General features: G+C 68.6%; 15 protein-coding genes. 6 read left to right on the forward strand and 9 right to left on the reverse strand.

Going from position 1 to position 16,458, the window contains the following annotated elements; genetic code table 11:
- Positions 1-38 precede the first annotated feature (38 nt).
- The 3 genes from ACFCV3_RS30610 to ACFCV3_RS30620 all read right to left on the reverse strand — a co-directional run bounded on the left by ACFCV3_RS30610 (position 39) and on the right by ACFCV3_RS30620 (position 3,424).
- Complete coding sequence (locus ACFCV3_RS30610; protein WP_376035693.1) at positions 39-962, reverse strand: glutamate ABC transporter substrate-binding protein; 924 nt, start codon at positions 960-962, stop codon at positions 39-41.
- A gap of 51 nt (positions 963-1,013) precedes the next feature.
- Complete coding sequence (locus ACFCV3_RS30615) at positions 1,014-1,742, reverse strand: amino acid ABC transporter ATP-binding protein (protein WP_376035725.1); 729 nt, start codon at positions 1,740-1,742, stop codon at positions 1,014-1,016.
- Between the two features lie 155 nt (positions 1,743-1,897).
- A complete protein-coding gene (locus ACFCV3_RS30620) occupies positions 1,898-3,424 on the reverse strand; it encodes an amidohydrolase family protein (protein ID WP_376035695.1) in 1,527 nt (508 codons plus the stop codon).
- Between the two features lie 101 nt (positions 3,425-3,525).
- Between ACFCV3_RS30620 and miaB the strand changes: the two genes are divergently transcribed.
- Positions 3,526-5,001: a tRNA (N6-isopentenyl adenosine(37)-C2)-methylthiotransferase MiaB gene (gene miaB / locus ACFCV3_RS30625; RefSeq protein ID WP_376035697.1), complete on the forward strand. Its 1,476-nt coding sequence runs from the start codon at positions 3,526-3,528 to the stop codon at positions 4,999-5,001.
- A gap of 110 nt (positions 5,002-5,111) precedes the next feature.
- Positions 5,112-5,780 carry a phosphotransferase gene (locus ACFCV3_RS30630; RefSeq protein ID WP_376035699.1) on the forward strand — a complete coding sequence of 223 codons (669 nt, stop codon included), beginning with the start codon at positions 5,112-5,114 and terminating at the stop codon, positions 5,778-5,780.
- A gap of 91 nt (positions 5,781-5,871) precedes the next feature.
- Here the strand turns inward: ACFCV3_RS30630 and ACFCV3_RS30635 are convergent, their stop codons facing one another.
- From ACFCV3_RS30635 to ACFCV3_RS30650, 4 genes are all read right to left on the reverse strand, one after another.
- Positions 5,872-7,680 (reverse strand): LamG-like jellyroll fold domain-containing protein, encoded by a 1,809-nt coding sequence (locus tag ACFCV3_RS30635; RefSeq protein ID WP_376035701.1) that lies wholly within the window; start codon positions 7,678-7,680, stop codon positions 5,872-5,874.
- A 100-nt stretch (positions 7,681-7,780) separates the two neighbouring features.
- Positions 7,781-8,230 (reverse strand): NUDIX domain-containing protein, encoded by a 450-nt coding sequence (locus tag ACFCV3_RS30640; RefSeq protein ID WP_376035703.1) that lies wholly within the window; start codon positions 8,228-8,230, stop codon positions 7,781-7,783.
- 69 nt (positions 8,231-8,299) lie between these two features.
- Complete coding sequence (locus ACFCV3_RS30645) at positions 8,300-8,557, reverse strand: antitoxin (RefSeq protein WP_376035705.1); 258 nt, start codon at positions 8,555-8,557, stop codon at positions 8,300-8,302.
- 106 nt (positions 8,558-8,663) lie between these two features.
- Positions 8,664-8,888 (reverse strand): hypothetical protein, encoded by a 225-nt coding sequence (locus ACFCV3_RS30650; RefSeq protein ID WP_132406098.1) that lies wholly within the window; start codon positions 8,886-8,888, stop codon positions 8,664-8,666.
- Between the two features lie 159 nt (positions 8,889-9,047).
- Here ACFCV3_RS30650 and miaA point away from each other — a divergent pair, with 159 nt between their 5' ends.
- From miaA to ggt, 4 genes are all read left to right on the forward strand, one after another.
- Positions 9,048-10,031, forward strand: a complete 984-nt coding sequence (gene miaA, locus ACFCV3_RS30655; RefSeq protein WP_376035707.1) for a tRNA (adenosine(37)-N6)-dimethylallyltransferase MiaA — start codon at positions 9,048-9,050, stop codon at positions 10,029-10,031.
- 49 nt (positions 10,032-10,080) lie between these two features.
- Positions 10,081-10,536, forward strand: a complete 456-nt coding sequence (locus ACFCV3_RS30660; protein WP_376035709.1) for an RNA polymerase sigma factor — start codon at positions 10,081-10,083, stop codon at positions 10,534-10,536.
- A 39-nt stretch (positions 10,537-10,575) separates the two neighbouring features.
- Positions 10,576-11,268 carry a hypothetical protein gene (locus ACFCV3_RS30665; protein ID WP_376035711.1) on the forward strand — a complete coding sequence of 231 codons (693 nt, stop codon included), beginning with the start codon at positions 10,576-10,578 and terminating at the stop codon, positions 11,266-11,268.
- A 90-nt stretch (positions 11,269-11,358) separates the two neighbouring features.
- Positions 11,359-13,212: a gamma-glutamyltransferase gene (gene ggt / locus ACFCV3_RS30670; protein ID WP_376035713.1), complete on the forward strand. Its 1,854-nt coding sequence runs from the start codon at positions 11,359-11,361 to the stop codon at positions 13,210-13,212.
- Positions 13,213-14,022: 810 nt separating this feature from the next.
- On the opposite strand, the gene ACFCV3_RS30675 is transcribed toward ggt, so the two are convergent.
- Complete coding sequence (locus ACFCV3_RS30675; protein ID WP_376035715.1) at positions 14,023-14,208, reverse strand: hypothetical protein; 186 nt, start codon at positions 14,206-14,208, stop codon at positions 14,023-14,025.
- Between the two features lie 397 nt (positions 14,209-14,605).
- Positions 14,606-15,517, reverse strand: a complete 912-nt coding sequence (locus ACFCV3_RS30680; RefSeq protein WP_376035717.1) for a hypothetical protein — start codon at positions 15,515-15,517, stop codon at positions 14,606-14,608.
- Positions 15,518-16,458: the final 941 nt, after the last annotated feature.

Consider the following 16,458-nt stretch of genomic DNA (forward strand, 5'->3'; position numbering starts at 1 on the left):
CCGCGGCGCCGGTGAGGACGCCGCGGCCGGGGAGTGGATCAGTACTTCTCGAGTGCCGGCGGGGTGCCCGGCGAGCCGGACTTGCCCAGCGTCTCGTCGTAGATCGACTTCCAGGTGCCGTCGGTCGCGGACTTCTCCAGGATGGTGTTCACCTGGTCGCGCAGCGCCTTGTCGTCCTTGGGCAGGCCGATGCCGTACTTCTCGGTGCTGAAGGTCTTGCCGACCACGCGGAGCTGGTCGGGTGCGGTGGCCGCGTAGCCCTTGAGGATGGCGTCGTCGGTGGTGACGGCGTCGACCTTCTTGTCGAGCAGCTGGGAGACGCACTCGGAGTAGGTCTTGAACTCCGAGATGTTGCTGGCCTCGGTGAGCTGCTCGTCCTTGACCCGCTGGATCGGGGTGGAGCCGCTGGCGGAGCAGACCTTCTTGCCCTTGAGGGCGGTCTTGCCGGCGTCCATCGAGGTGTCGTCCTTGTTGACCAGCAGGTCCTGGCCGGCGACGAAGTACGGCCCGGCGAAGGAGACCAGGGCCTTGCGCTTGTCGGTGATCGAGTAGGTGCCGACGTAGTAGTCGATCTCGCCGCCGCCGATCGCCGTTTCGCGGTTGGCGGAGGGGATTTCCTTGTACTCGATCTTGTCCGGGTCGAAGCCCAGGTTCGCCGAGACCATCCGGGCGACCTCGATGTCGAAGCCGCAGCGCTTGCCGTCGGCGTCCTTGTAGCCGAGGTTCGGCTGGTCGGCCTTGACGCCGACGATGAGGTTGCCGCGGGTCTTGATCTTGGCGAACGCGGGGCTGCCGGCCACGTCGACACCGGTGGCGGTCTCGAACTTGTGGAGGGTGCCGCAGGAGTCGGACGCGGCCTTGTCGCCGCTGCCTCCGGCCGCGGGCTCTTCCTTACCGCAGGCAGTCGCAGTCAGCGCGAGCGCCGCGACGCCGAGTCCGGCGACGAGGTGACGCATTCTCATGTTCAGGTTCCCCTTTGATGTGTGATTGCTGGGTACGGCCGCGGGCGGAGGTCAGTGCTTCAGGATCTTGCCGAGGAAGTCCTGGGCGCGCCGGGAGGTCGGGCTGGTGAAGAACGTCTCCGGGTCGGCCTGCTCGACGATCTCGCCGTCGGCCATGAACACCACCCGGTTCGCCGCACTCCGCGCGAAGCCCATCTCGTGGGTGACCACGACCATCGTCATCTGCTGCTTGGCGAGGTCGATCATCACCTCCAGGACCTCCTGGATCATCTCCGGGTCGAGCGCCGAGGTGGGCTCGTCGAAGAGGATGACCTTGGGATCCATCGCCAGCGCGCGGGCGATGGCGACACGCTGCTGCTGGCCGCCGGACAGCTGCGCCGGGTACTTCGACGCCTGGCTGGCCACCCCCACTCGTTCCAGCAGTTCCATGGCCCGCTGCTCGGCCTGCTTCGGGTCCAGCTTGCGGACCTTGAGCGGGCCGAGGGTGACGTTCTGCAGGATCGTCTTGTGCGCGAACAGGTTGAACGACTGGAACACCATGCCGACATCGGCCCGCAGCGTGGCCAGGGACTTGCCCTCACTCGGCAGCGGCTGGCCGTCCAGCTCGATGGTGCCCGAATCGATCGTCTCGAGCCGGTTGATCGCGCGGCAGAGCGTCGACTTGCCGGACCCGGACGGGCCGATCACCACGACGACCTCGCCCTTGGCGATGGACAGGTTGATGTCCTTCAGGACGTGCAGTTCGCCGAAATGTTTGTTGACGCCGGTCAGGGCCACCAGACCCGTTTGCGTCAAGGTGCCGGAATCGCTCATGGCCAGAACCTAGCGGAGCCCGGGGTGCGGTCGCATCGCCGGTCGGTTCCGTGGTGGTAACGATCTGCAATGAACCGGCGCGTACCGTGACAGACCCATCACCCTGAGCACGATCGTGCTCATCAGTGTCCGGAACCTGCCGCACCGCAACAACCTCCCGCAGGAAGTGCCAGCGGCGACGGCGGACCCTGTACGGCGGCCTCCACCTCTGCGAGCATCTTCGCCCGCGCGGCCGGGGTGAGCACCCGGCCGCGGGTGATCACCGAGTGCATCCTGCGGGTGTTGCGGATGTCGGTCAACGGGTCGGCGTCGAGAACGACCAGATCCGCGACCTTGCCGGCCTCGACAGTGCCCAGCTGCGCCCCGAGTCCGAGGAACCGGGCCGGCTCCGCAGTGGCGGCGTACAAGGCCTGGCGCGGGGTGGCGCCGGCGGCGACCAGGTGTTCGAGTTCATCGTGCAATGCGAACCCGGGCACGCTGTACGGCGTACCAGTGTCGGTGCCGGCCAGGACCGGGACGCCGTGCGCGAACAGCTCCCCGACGAAGTACTTGCGCCAGGCCCACATCTCCCGCTGACGCGCGATCTCCTCGGCAGTCCGGTTGGGCCGGTAGAGATTCTGGATCGCGTAGTCGTAGACGCCGATCTCACTTGCGCTCAAGTACTTGGCCAGGGCCGGGTCGAGACGGGTGTAGTCGGGCTGGTCGAGGACGTTGTGCATCGTCAGCGTCGGTGTGACCCGGGTCTGGTTGCGCCGCAGGGTCCCGAAGACGTCGGCGGCCCGGGCCGGGCTGTAGGTGTTGGCGGCGATCCACTCGATCGGGTGCAGTTGCCGGAACCACGAGTTGTAGTCCCCGGTCTTCACACTGATCGCGCGGACCATCCGCCGTACGTCGGCCTCCCGGCTCGACACCGACAGACCGATCGAGTGGATGTGCTCGATGCTGCGTTGACCCGCGGCGCTGACCTCTTTCGTGGTCAGTTCGTCCGGCCCGTGGCCGTGCACGGTCAGGCCGAGCTTGCGGGCCTCGTCGACGATCGCGAGGTACGCCGCCTTGTTGAGCCGTGAATAGACCTTGATGAAGTCCGCGCCCGCGGCGTGAACCTGGCGAACTGCGGCGCGTGCCTTCGCGGGGTTGTCGACGACGAGAACGGGCAGGAGGTTCGGATCCCAGAGAGTCGGGTCGCCGTCGATGATCTGGCTGCCGACGATCATCCGTGGGCCGAGGAGGGTGCCTGCATCGATCCGATCACGCCACTCGTACAGAACCGGGTTGGTCCCGGCCATCTCGCGGACCGTGGTCAGTCCGTTGGCCAGGTACAGCGGCGGAGAGACGCGCTCGTCACCGAGGCTGTGGGCGTGCATGTCGGCGAGGCCCGGTACGACGTACTTCCCGGTCGCGTCGATGACCGTCGTACCGCGGGGGACCGGTAACCGGCCGACCCCGACGATCCGGTCACCGGCGATCAGCACGGTCTGACGGCGGAGGCGGCGACCGGTCACCACGTCGATCACGGTGGCGTCGGTGAGCGCGGTCAGGTTGCGTGGCGTGGTGATGGCTTGAGCGGCTGAGGTTGGGAAGGATCCGCCGGCGATCACGGCGGCTCCGGCGGCGGTGCGGGCGAGGAACTGACGACGAGAACTGTTCATACCCCTCACTATTGTTCGGCCGCCTGCTGCCGTCAGGGGTGCAGCCCCTCCGGTCCCCGGTAGGGATTTGTCTACTTCGCGCCGTACTCTTGGTGACTGTTATGCGTACTTACGAGGTCCGCACCTACGGGTGCCAGATGAATGTCCACGACTCCGAGCGGCTGCGCGGCCTGATGGAGGACGCGGGCTACGTGCGCGCGCCCGAGGGTGACCAGGCCGATGTCGTGGTCTTCAACACGTGCGCGGTCCGGGAGAACGCCGACAACAAGCTGTACGGCAACCTCGGGCACCTGGCGCCGGTCAAGGCCAAGCGGCCGGGGATGCAGATCGCGGTCGGCGGCTGCCTGGCGCAGAAGGACAAGGCGTCCATCACCAAGAAGGCGCCCTGGGTCGACGTCGTGTTCGGCACCCACAACATCGGCTCGCTGCCGGTGCTGCTGGAGCGGGCCCGGATCGCCGAGGAGTCCCAGGTCGAGATCCTGGAGTCCCTCGACGTGTTCCCGTCGACGCTGCCGACCCGGCGCGAATCGGCGTACTCGGCGTGGGTCTCGGTCAGCGTCGGCTGCAACAACACCTGCACGTTCTGCATCGTCCCGGCGCTGCGCGGCCGCGAGAAGGACCGCCGCCCGGGTGACGTGCTCGCCGAGGTCGAGGCGCTGGTCGCCGAAGGTGTCCTCGAGGTGACCCTGCTCGGCCAGAACGTGAACTCGTACGGCGTGGAGTTCGGCGACCGTTACGCCTTCTCCAAGCTGCTGCGGGCCTGCGGGGAGATCGACGGGCTGGAGCGGGTCCGCTTCACCTCGCCGCACCCGCGCGACTTCACCGCCGACGTGATCGAGGCGATGGCCGAGACGCCGAACGTGATGCCCTCGCTGCACATGCCGCTGCAGTCCGGTTCGGACCGGGTGCTGAAGGCGATGCGCCGTTCGTACCGTCGCGACCGCTACCTCAAGATCATCGAGGACGTGCGTGCCGCGATGCCGGACGCCGCGATCACCACCGACATCATCGTCGGCTTCCCCGGCGAGACCGAAGAAGACTTCCAGGGCACACTCGACGTCGTCCGCGAGGCACGTTTCGCCGGCGCCTTCACCTTCCAGTACTCCAAGCGTCCCGGGACGCCGGCGGAGTCGATGGAGGACCAGGTCCCGCGCGCGGTCGTCCAGGAGCGCTACGAGCGGCTGGTCGCACTGCAGGACGACATGGCCTGGGCCGAGAACAAGCTGACCCTCGGTCGCTCCCTCGAGGTCCTCGTCGCCGAAGGCGAAGGCCGCAAGGACGCCGCCACCCATCGCCTGAGCGGCCGCGCCCGAGACAACCGCCTGGTCCACTTCGCCCTCCCAGAAGGCGTCGAGCCACCCCGCCCCGGCGACCTGGCCACCGTCGAGGTCACCTACGCCGCCCCGCACCACCTGGTAGCCGACACCTTCGGCTCCATCCGCCGAACCCGAGCCGGCGACGCCTGGCAACGCCTCCAAGACACCCCGCCCACCACGCCCCCCGGCGTAATGCTCGGCATGCCCACCCTCGGCGCCAAACCCCTCGAGCCCGCAACCGGCGGCTGCCAGATCGGATGACCCCCGCGGATCCGGCGCCCCCGGCCAAGCCGAGCCCCAGCCCCACCACCTCCGCCGCCAACTCGGAAGGGGCTGCGACCTCGCCGGCCGCATCTGTGCCGGGCTCAGGGGTGTTGCTTCCCGACGGGGCGGAGCCGTTTGCGGCGGGCCGGGATGCGGATGTCTATGCGCTGGACGAGCAGTGGGTGTTGCGGCGGTCCCGGAACGGGTATGCCGTGCGGGACGAGGCCGACTTCATGCGGCACGTGGCGAAGTACGGCTACCCCGTGCCCGCCGTACGGGAGGTCCACGGCCCCGACATGGTGATCGAGCGGCTCACCGGCCCGACCCTCGCCGAGGCGACCATCGCTGGTGACCTCAGCCCCACGGATCTTGGCGTGCTGCATGCCGACCTGCACCGCCGCCTGCATGCGATCCCCGCCCCCAGCGGCACCCCAGGTCTCGTAGTCGTCCACGGCGACCTACACCCGGAGAACGTGATCGCCACCCCCACCGGCCCGATCGTCATCGACTGGCGCAACGCCGAAGAGGGGACGGCCGAGTTCGACATCGCGATGACCGCCGTCATCTTCGCCCAGGTAGCCCTCGACCCCGCCTGGGCCGACCTCTCACCCCTCCTCCACGAGACCCTGGCCGCCTACCTGGCCAACTCCATCGACCCAACCCCCGGCCTCACCGCGGCATTAGATGCCCGCAGCAACAACATCACCCTCTCCGCCGCCGAGAAGGCCCTGCTCCCAGCCCAGGAAGCCCTCATCCGCGAGCACCTACGTCGGTAACGACACGTACTAGTCCCCACCGGCACCACCCCCGCAGCGCCCGCCACGCCTGAAGCTCAGCCGCAGCGGGCACTAGTACGTGTTCTTACCGTCAAGCAGTCAGGAATTCCGAAGGCTTCAGCGCGCGGCCCACGATCCGCACCTCACCGATGTGCCCCGCGAACCCCTGGTCGATCTCGTTCGCATAGTGCCCGGCACCCACCAGCCACGGCCTGCCGACCGTCGCCAGCCCGTTCGACGGGGTCGCCGGATTCCGCAGCAGCTCCGACGAGTCGACGTACACGGTGCTGTGCCGTCCGTCGTTGACGATCGCGAGGTGGAACCACTGTCCGGCCACCTGCTCGTGACCCCAGTTGGTGAAGGTGTCGTTGCGGTCCAGCGGATACACCGCCCACTGCACCTGCCGCCCACCGGAGAACCCGAGCTTCACCACCGGCTCGTCCGGATCACTCCCCGTCTTCCCGGCATCCCGCCCGGTCCCGAGCCGCGAGATCAGCCCCTCCCACGAGTGGTCCTGCCCGTCGTCGGCCAGCTTCACGAACGCCTCGATCGTGTACCCGCCGCGGAACGTGAGCTTGTTGAGCGGCGCATCGTCGGCCGTCTGCAGATACCCACCACGAGCCGGATTCTTCCCACCCGGGAACAACCAGCTCGCATGCCCCGGCTGCTCCGGGTGGAACTCCGCCGAGACCGAAGGCGCGGCCCCACCCAACTGCACCCGGGTCAAATGATTCCCCTGCCCGGACTGATCGACGACCTGCCCACTCACCGGTCCGTCGAACCGCCAGTACGCCGCCGTCCCCGGAATCACCAACTGCTTCGCCGGCCGCGCAGGGCGCACCGGAACCGGCGCGAACCCCGCGAACCGCTCCTCGAAGTCGACCGGAACGCTGAACCTGTTCACGTCATCCGTCAGCTCGATCTCACCCTCGGCAAGCTCGTTGCGCCGAGCCGGGTCCTGCTTGAGGATCCACGGGGCGATCGTCTCGACGTCGATCGTGTTCCGGGCCAGGTCGAAGTGGTACAGCCGGACCATCCCGGAACCGCCGTAGTACCGGTCCTGGTAGTTGGCCAGATGCAGGTGCACGTCATGCCCGGCGGCGTTCTGCCGCGTGAGCCGCCCGGACGGCCAGAAGTGGCCGTTCAGCGTGAGGAAGATCTGGTCGGTGTCCTTCACCAGCTGGTCCCAGACCCGGTTCCCGTGGTCGCTGAACTCCGCGACACCGCTGTCGGCGTACACCAGCTCGTGAATCGTCAGGATCACCGGCATCCGCGGATGCGCCGCGATCACCGCGCGCGCCCACGCGAAGCTCGCGTCCGACGGCCGCCAGTCCATTGCCAGCAGCAACCACTGCCGCCCGGCCGCCCGGAACACGTGGTACGAGTTGTACCCGTTCGCCGTCGAACCGCCGTACGTCGTCATCCGCCGGAACCGCTGCGGCCCGAATGTCCGCAGGTACGGCGAGTCGCCGCGACTGTCGTCCTTGGAACCGTCGATGTCGTGGTTCCCGGCCAGCACCGAGTACGGCATCCGCGCCCGGTCCAGCACCTTGAACACCTGATCCGCCTGCGCGAACTCCGAGGCCAGCGCGTTCTCCACGACATCACCGAGATGCGCCACGAACACCAGGTTCTCCGCGGACCGCTGCTCGACCAGATACTCGAACGTCGCCGTCAGCGGTGCCGAGTCCCCCCGATCCTGATCGAACTGGTACTGCGTGTCCGGTACGACGGCCACCGTGAACCGCGGGTGCTCCGTATCAACCCTCCCGCCGTACGACGAAGGTGCAGCCGAAGCCGCTCCACCGTCCAGCACCCCACCCGCGACCACAGCTCCCGCGCCCAGCGCTCCTGCCTGCAAGAGCCGCCGCCGGCTCGTTCCGTCGTCCTGCTGATCCATGACCTGCCTCCACGTCGCTACCTGACACCGCAGCGAACATTAGAACGCAGCCCCCCAGCCCCGGTGAACGCCACCAAAACCCTGAACCAACGCCGGTGAGTCAGCTGAAGCCCTCGACGATCACCGCAGGAAGCCCGCCGTCGAGCCCCGCCAGCACCCGCGCCTCGTGCGGCACCGTTGGCTCCGGCAACTTGTCCAGCGCGAACCACTCGAGCCCGTCCGTCTTCCCCGGCTCCATCGATCGCGGCTCACCCGTCCACCGCGACGTCGTGAAGAAGAAGTCCACCCGCTCGTCGATCGGATCCCCGTTGCCGCCCGTCCGGTGCATCGCGGTCACCGGCACCAGATCCACCGGGTCGATCTCCACCCCCACCTCCTCCCGAACCTCCCGCACGGCCGCCTCCAGCACCGACTCCCCGCGCTCCACATGCCCCGCCGGCACCGCCCAATACCCATCCATGTAACCGGTGTTGGCCCGCAGCATCATCAACACTTCGTCACCGCGCCGCAACACCACATAAGCCGCCGGCACCACCCGAAACCGATCCATCCCCCGAGCCTCCCACGGCAACGCAAAGGGCCGCGAGCGGGTGCTCGCGGCCCTTCGTCACCGAGGCGTTCAGGCGGGCTTGTTCGCGTCCGGGATGTCGTCGTTCTGGCCGTCGAGGCCATCCAGGCCGTCCTTGGCCTTGCCGACACCCTGGTCGATCTTGTCGCCGTACTTGCCGCCGGTCTTCTCGTCGACGAAGTCACCGGCCTTGTCCAGACCGTCGCCGACCTTGTCGCCGTGCTGATCGACCAGGTCGCCGGCCTTGTCCTTCAGGTCTTCGGCCTTGCCCTTGAACTTGTCGAAGATGCCCATCTCAGGGGCTCCCATTCCTGCGTAGTGAACTGCTTACTGACAGCTAGCGGTAGATGATTACATCAACCGGCCTTGAACTCCTAGGACCGCCGCGAACTGTCGCGCAGGAATTCAGCGGGTGTTACTCGACGTCGCCGCCGGAGTCCTGGCTGCCGCCACCCGACTCGACATCCCCGCCGGACTCGACGTCACCGCCCGACTCGACGTCACCGCCGGACTCCACGTCGCCACCACTCGCCTTCAGTTCGACGTCACCGCCGCTGCGCTTCGCGGCGTCCAGCTCGTCGTCCCCCAGGCCCAATGCGTCCTTGGCCGCATCGGACTCTCCCTCGAACGGATTCGTCACAGCTTCATTCCTCCCGTAATCCGGTGTTGCGAACTGCCGTCGTGTCTACCCGTCTTGCGGGGTCATCCACAAGGCCACCCCGAGGCTTCTTGGTGCAGACTTGACGGCCCCCAGGGCCCGGTGCAGCGGGCCCGGACCGAAAACTGTCACACTGGAGCGATGGCCGAACCACTCGTCGTCGCTGTCGTCGGCCCCACAGCGGCCGGCAAGTCCGACCTGTCCGTTGCCCTGTGCAAACGCCTGGGTGGCGAAGTCGTCAACGCCGACGCGATGCAGGTCTACCGCGGCATGGACATCGGTACGGCGAAGATCACCGGGCCCGAGCGGAGCGGCGTACCGCACCATCTGCTCGACATCCTCGACGTGACCGAGACCGCGACGGTGGCCGAGTTCCAGCAGTTGGCCCGGTCCGCGATCGACGACTGCACCCGTCGGCAGGTAATTCCGGTCCTGGCCGGAGGGTCCGCGCTCTACGTCCGGGCGATCCTCGACGACTTCACGTTCCCCGGCACCGACCCCGCCGTACGCGAGCGGCTCGAGGCCGAGCTGGAAGACCAAGGCTCCGGCGCCCTGCATCAACGACTCCAGTCCGTCGACCCCGCAGCCGCCGCCCAGATCCTCCCCAGCAACGGTCGCCGGATCGTCCGGGCGCTGGAGGTCGTCGAGATCACCGGCGCGCCGTACAGCGCGACCCTTCCGGAACACCGCTACGTCTATCCAGGCGCCGTACAGATCGGTCTCGACGTGCCGCGCCCGGAGCTCGACGAGCGGATCGGGCGACGGGTGGACCGGATGTTCGAATCCGGTTTCGTCGACGAGGTGCGGGAGCTCCTCGACCACGGTCTGCTCGAAGGCCGGACCGCGAACCGTGCGCTCGGGTACTCCCAGGTGATCGCCTTGCTGAACGGCGAGATCGACGAGGCTGAGGCCCGGGAGCGGACCGCGCAGTCGACCCGCCGGTTCGCGCGGCGGCAGGATTCGTGGTTCCGCAAGGATCCGCGGATCACCTGGCTCCGGTACGACGACTCCGCCCTGCTGGACAAGGCGATCGATGTCCTGGCCGCAGGCAACCGAATGGGTGCCGAGGACGTAGTCGGGGTAGAAATCGCTCCCGCAGCGGGGGCTGCCGATGCGAGGGGGTGACCGTGAGGCGGAGTTCCGCGAGTACTTGCTCGCGGATCGCACCCGACTGATGAGAACGGCGCTGTTGCTGACCGCGGGGGATTCGCATACCGCGGAGGATCTGGTCCAGACCGCCTGTACTCGGGTCTACGTGCACTGGCACCGGATCCGGCACGAAGGCGCCGGGCCGTACGCGCACCGCATTCTGGTGAACGCGTTCCTCGACGAGCGCCGCCGGGCCGGCCGCCACCCTGAGGTGGTGACCGCCGACACGCTCGAGCCGAGGCTGGCCGACGAGACGGATCCGGTGGACACGATCGCGGTCCGGCGGGCGCTGCTGGAGCTTGCGCCCCGCCAGCGCGCGGTCCTGGTACTGCGGTACTTCCAGGATCTCGACGTCGCGACCTGCGCGCGGATCCTGGAGTGCACCGAGGGAACGGTGAAGAGCCAGACCGCCAAGGCGCTCAAGCGTTTGAAGGACCTGATGACCGACGAACAGCCGGATCAGGCAACGGGGAGTGGCTGACATCCCGGCCGACACAGGTGCCGGGAGAAAGACGGAGCAGTGGACGAGGTCAAGAAGTTGCTGGAGGGGTTCGCCGAGGAGGCCGCCGATGGGCTGCCGCCGGCGGATATCGACGCGGACGTCGCGCGAGGGCGGCGGGCGTTGCGCCGGATCAAGCGGCGCCGCCGGGTGACCGGCGTACTGTGTGTTGCCGCGGCGTCGGCCGCGGTGCTCGCGTTCGGCAACCAGGTGAAGTGGTGGGGTGGCGCCGGCAACCAGCCGGTCGCCGGCGGGGAGAGCGAGCCGTCGGTCGCGGCCTCCGGGAGTCCGGCCGGTTCGACCGCACCGAGTGCGAAGGCCAGCGAAGGCACGATGTCGTTGTTCTCCACCAGCGTCGAGCTGGTGGCCAATCAGCAGACCTGGAACACGATCGGCTGCACGCTCGCCCCGGTCGGCTGGGCCCCCGAGAAGCCGATCGCGGCCAACCGCGTCGTACTGGCGCAGCCGGAGATGCGGACGGCCGAGGTCGCCACGAAGGTGGTTCTGGAGCGCCGTGGGACCGCGATGGCGCTGAGCGCGGTCCGAGTGACCGATGAGGGCGGCAAGGCGTTCCACATCGGCACGGTGGACGGCCGGCTGGCGGGGCAGGTGAAGCTCGCCGACGACTGGCTGCTGGTCGAGGCACCGGCCGGTAACACTGCGTGGACCGACGAGACGGTACGTCGTTTCCTGGCGTCCTGCACGATCAACTAGCCACCGGACGCGCCTGGCGACTGGCGCGCGGCCCGAGTTCGGGGTAGGCAGGGGGACAGTTCCCCTGTCGCTCGAGCTCCTGGAGACCCGGTGAAGAAGCTGGTCGCGTCCCTGTCCGCGAGTGCGCTCGTCCTGTCCGGATTCGGTCTGAGTGGTGCGGCCGCGAGTCCACCGAAACCGTCGGTGCCGCAACCGGCCCACGATTCGGCGCAGGCCCGCACCAAGTACCCCACCGCGATCGGGTACGGCGGAGCCGTCGCCTCGGTCGACCCCGATGCGACGAAGATCGGCCTCGACGTACTGCGTCGCGGGGGGAACGCGGTCGACGCGGCGGTGGCGACCGCCGCAGCGCTCGGAGTCACCGAACCGTACTCCGCCGGGATCGGCGGCGGTGGGTACTTCGTGTTCTACAACGCCAAGCAGCGCAAGGTGATGACGATCGACGGCCGCGAGACCGCGCCGGCGACGATGCCGTCGAACGCGTTCATCAACCCGGCGACCGGTCAGCCGTACAAGTTCACGCCGGACCTGGTCACTTCCGGGGTGTCCGTCGGGACGCCGGGCACGCTCGCGACCTGGGACCGCGCGCTGCGGCAATGGGGCTCGCTGTCACTGAACAAGGCGCTGAAGCCCGCCGCAGACCTGGCTGAGGACGGCTTTGTCGTCGACTCGACCTTCCGCAGCCAGACACTGGACAACAAGGCACGGTTCGCCGCGATCGTGCCGACCGCCAAGCTGTTCCTGCCCGGTGGTGACGCCCCGAAGGTCGGGACGCTGTTCAAGAACCCCGAGCTGGCCGACACCTACCGGCTGCTCGGCGCGAAGGGGCTCCCGGCGTTCTACGGCGGGCCGCTCGCGGGCGAGATCGCCGCCACGGTGAAGAACCCGCCGAAGACCCCGGGGACCGCACTGCCGGTGATGCCCGGCCACCTGACCACTGCGGATCTCGCGAAGTACAAGGTGATCGACCGCGCGCCGACCAAGGTCCGCTACGAGGGCCTTGAGGTGTACGGCATGGCGCCGTCCTCCTCCGGCGGCACCACCGTCGGCGAGGCCCTGAACATCCTCGCGCCGCTGCACCTGGACCGGATGGAAACCCCGCAGGCGCTGCACACCTACCTCGAGGCCTCGGCGCTGTCCTTCGCCGACCGCGGTGCTTACGTCGGCGATCCGGCGTACGTCGACGTACCGACGAAGGAGTTGTTGTCGCGCGGTTTCGGCGCTGAGCGGTCCTGCCTGATCGACCCGGCCAAGGCCTCGGTGAAGCCGCTGAAGCCCGGCGTACCGGATGGCCAGTACGGGACGTGTGGCGCGACCACCGCGACCAACGAAGGCCCGGACACCGAGGGGCTGTCCACCACGCACCTCGTTGCCGCGGACAAGTGGGGCAACGTGGTCTCGTACACGCTGACGATCGAGCAGACCGGCGGTAGCGGCATCACCGTCCCCGGCCGTGGCTTCCTGCTCAACAACGAGCTCACCGACTTCTCCGCCGTGTACGACGCGGCCGACCCGAACCGGATCCAGCCGGGGAAGCGCCCGCGCTCCTCGATGTCGCCGACGATCGTGCTCCGCGACGGCAAGCCGTTCCTCGCACTCGGTTCGCCGGGTGGGTCGACCATCATTACCACGGTCCTCCAGACCCTGACCAACCGCGTCGACCGGGGGATGACGCTGCCTGAGGCGGTCGCCGCACCGCGGGCCTCCCAGCGCAACACGGCTGCCGTCACCGCCGAGCCGCCGTTCATCGAGGCTTACGGCACCGCCCTCAAGCCCTTCGGCCACACTCTCGTCCCCAGTGGTGACGCGTTCACCTCCGCGGCCGAGATCGGTGCCGTGGCTGCCCTGGAGATCCTGCCCAACGGCGGCTTCCTCGCAGCTGCCGAACCCACCCGCCGAGGTGGTGGCTCCGCCGGAACCGTCCACCAACTCTGGCCCAACTAGGGGCCGAGCCGGCGGATCGCCTCCAGGGGATACGGGGTCTGCCGGCTCTCATAGGAGCGTGGCGGGTGAGGATCGCCGCGACCCGCGGTGGAGTTCCCGTCGGAGGCTCCCCGCGGGCGCAGGCATGGATGAACGCTGCGCTCGTCCCGCCCGTACCCGTACAGCGCGGTGGCGAGGCACTGCACCAGGTGGGTGAAGGTGTAGGGGCGGTCGTAGGTCTGGTGGTCGGCGAAGAAGTCGGCCTCCTCCTTGGACAGGTCGAACTCCGCGGAGATCGCGAGGCCGAGGTCCGTGAAGAACAGCCGCTTGCCGTCGGTGAGGATGTTCTGGAAGTGGCCATCGAGGTGCGGGAGGCCGCGGGCGTCGAGTTTCCTTCGCCACCGTGGTGCAGGCCTGCTCGGCGGTCTCGGCGTCGGTCTTGACCCGAACGTCCAGCCAGTCGTGCAGGTTCTGCGGGATGTACTCCAGGAACAGGGCGATGCTCGCCGAGGACTCCCGCAGCGCCTCGAGCCAGTGGCGCACCTGCGGGGCCGCCTTCCCAGTAGGCGACGACCTTCTCCACATCGGCCAGCTCCTCGGGCAGCACCTGCCCGGGGTGCGGCAGGACCCGCCAGTGGTACATCAGCGGAAGGCCCTCATGGTCCTGTGCCAGCACCCAGTCCGTCGTCATGGTGTGCACAGCCAACTCCCGCCAGGCGCTCCATCCCGGTCCCCCGGGGACTCCGAGGCCAGGGTGGCAGAAGGTGGAAGAGGTTGGCCGTGGACTGGACGTTCTCCGGCTGCCTCTCCAGGTCGGTGAGTGGCAGCCGCTTAACGGACCGGGGTCCCGTCGACCTCCAGCAACGCTGAGGTCCCACCGATGCCAGCACCCATCGGCGCGGCCGTATCCATGAGATCGCACAGCTCGCGATCGCTGCACAGCGCCAGCGAGAACGAGACCGCACCGTAGGCCGCCAACCGCCCACCACGCGGCGAACTCCCGCCGGCTACCTCCACCAGGGCACCAACCTCTCTGCAACACGTGCGCCCTCCAGAGGGGGTGCGCACACACGCAACGCATGGCCTGCGGTCCTCCCCTGGCTCGGGCGGGGGACACCCGTGCCCTGAACACCGATCCGAGCAACATTGCGACCGCACTTTACGTGGGGATCGGCAACAGCCGGGCGAGCCGTTGCCTTCGGCAGACCGCCACTGCTCAGCGGTGCGGATCTGCTCTGCCGCGCCGTGGTCGAGCTCCCTCCGCGCTGCCGTCGAGGCCCGGACCGCGAACACCAGCCAGGCCCGTGGGCCAACCTCGAAGGTCGTCCGGAGCCGACCGCACAGGGTCTCGCCCACGCGCGCCGATACGTTCACCATCGTCTCGCGTGGCAACCGTGGCGCGGCGAGCTGGTCTTCAGTCATCCGGTACCCGGTGGCTGACCCGGTGGGTGCCGGTGGGGTTGACGTGGAGTACGAAGCCGTGGGGTGTTGTCCACTCGATGGTCTTGGCGTCGATCCGGCGGACTTTCCATCCGTGGGCGTGGGTCTTCACCCGGTGGCCGAATCGGCTGAGTGGTATGAGGTTCTGGGTGTTCGTTTGGCCGGGTGGGCCGAGGGGGTCGTAGGGCTTGATGTGGTCGAGGTCGATGCTGTTGCTGGTTTCGCGGGTGCCGTAGGGGAAGAGCTCGGTGGGGTGGGTGAGTTTGACGTGTTCGCGGATCTGGTTGGTGGTTTCGTAGGCGTCGGAGCTGACGGCTTTGTTGAGGTCGATGACGGGCTTGACCACGTAGGGTCCGTGGCCGACGAGTTCGGTGATCTGGGCAGCCAGTAGCGGGCCGATGTCTTCTACGCGCAGGACTCCGGCGCCATTGGCGAGGGTGTGATCGGTGAGGTGTACGTACACCTCGGTCTTGCCCGGGCGCGCTGGGGCGGGCCGTTCACCAAGCTGCCGGGCGTGCGCGTCGCGCCTGACCTGAGCCAGCCGGGCTGCGAGAGCATGTAGTTCGTCTGGGGTCATCGACTCACCTGACTCGGACACATCACCACTGGCTACCTCGAACGGCTCTACCGCCCAGCCATCGCATTGATCGAGCGGATCAGGGAGATCGCTTTCGCTTGGGTGGGGCGCCTCACGATCGGCCTCGTCATCCACGCCAGGCTCATTGTCGAGGCCGAGCTCGTCATGCAGGCCAGGCTCGTTGCTGAGGCCGGGCTCGTCATGCAGGCCAGGCTCGTTGTCCAGGCTGGGCTCGTTGTTGAGGCCGGGTTCGTGGTTCAGGCCGGGCTTGTCATCCGCACCGGGGGCGCCGTGGTGACTGGGATCCATGCTCACACCACTTGCTTGGTCAGCCCACAGGCCGTTGCCTGTAGCAACGTTGCAGGCCGCTATCGCAGGGTCAGATGCGACGGCAGGCGCGGGGACGCGGTCAGACACCGGCGCGATCGCAGCCGCGGGAACCGAGTCAGGCGCGGGGGTGGCCGCAGGCTCGGGACTGGGTGCGGGAGCGGGAGCGGGAGTGGGTGCGGGAGCACGCGCGGGTGCGGACGCGGGGACTGGCGCGGGAGCAAGCGCCGGCGCCGGAGATGGCGCGGCAGCGGATACGGGGCCGACAGCAGCCACAGGAGCGAGGTCCGACGCAGGTGTCGCATGCGACACGGCAGTCGCGTCCGCCACTGGACCGGCGTCAGGCGCGGGAGTGGGGTTCGCCACGGGAGCGGAGCCGGGCGCGGGCGTCGCGCCCGACGTGGGAGCGGCGTCCGACCCGGGAGCGGGGGCCGCCACAGGAGTGGGGGCCGCCACAGGAGTGGGGTTCGACGCAGGTGCCGCATGCGACACAGGAGCGGGGTCCCGCGTGGAAGTCGTGTCCGCCGCTGGACCGGAGTCAGACGCGGGAGTGGGATCCGATCCGGGAGTGGGGTCCGGTGCGGGCGATGGTGCAGGCACCGGAGTTGGCGCGGCAGTGGATACGGGACTGGGGCCGACGGCAGACACAGGAGTGGGGGTCGACGCAGGTGCCGCAGGCGACACGGCAGTGGCGTCCGCCACTGGACGGGCGTCAGGCGCGGGAGTGGGGTCCGAGGCGGGATCTGCGCCGGGCGCGGGAGTCGCGCCGGTCGCAGGTGTGGGGTCCGATCCGGAAGTCGGGTCCGACCGGGGAGTGGGGTCCGGGGTGGGAGTCGGATCCGGGGTGGGAGTCGGGTTCGGGGTGGGGGTGGTTTGGTGGTGTTGTTGGGCTTGGGCGAGGAGTTCGTTGGTGAAGGCGGTGT

It is taken from the genome of Kribbella sp. NPDC056345, assembly GCF_042262745.1.
GTDB lineage: Bacteria > Actinomycetota > Actinomycetes > Propionibacteriales > Kribbellaceae > Kribbella.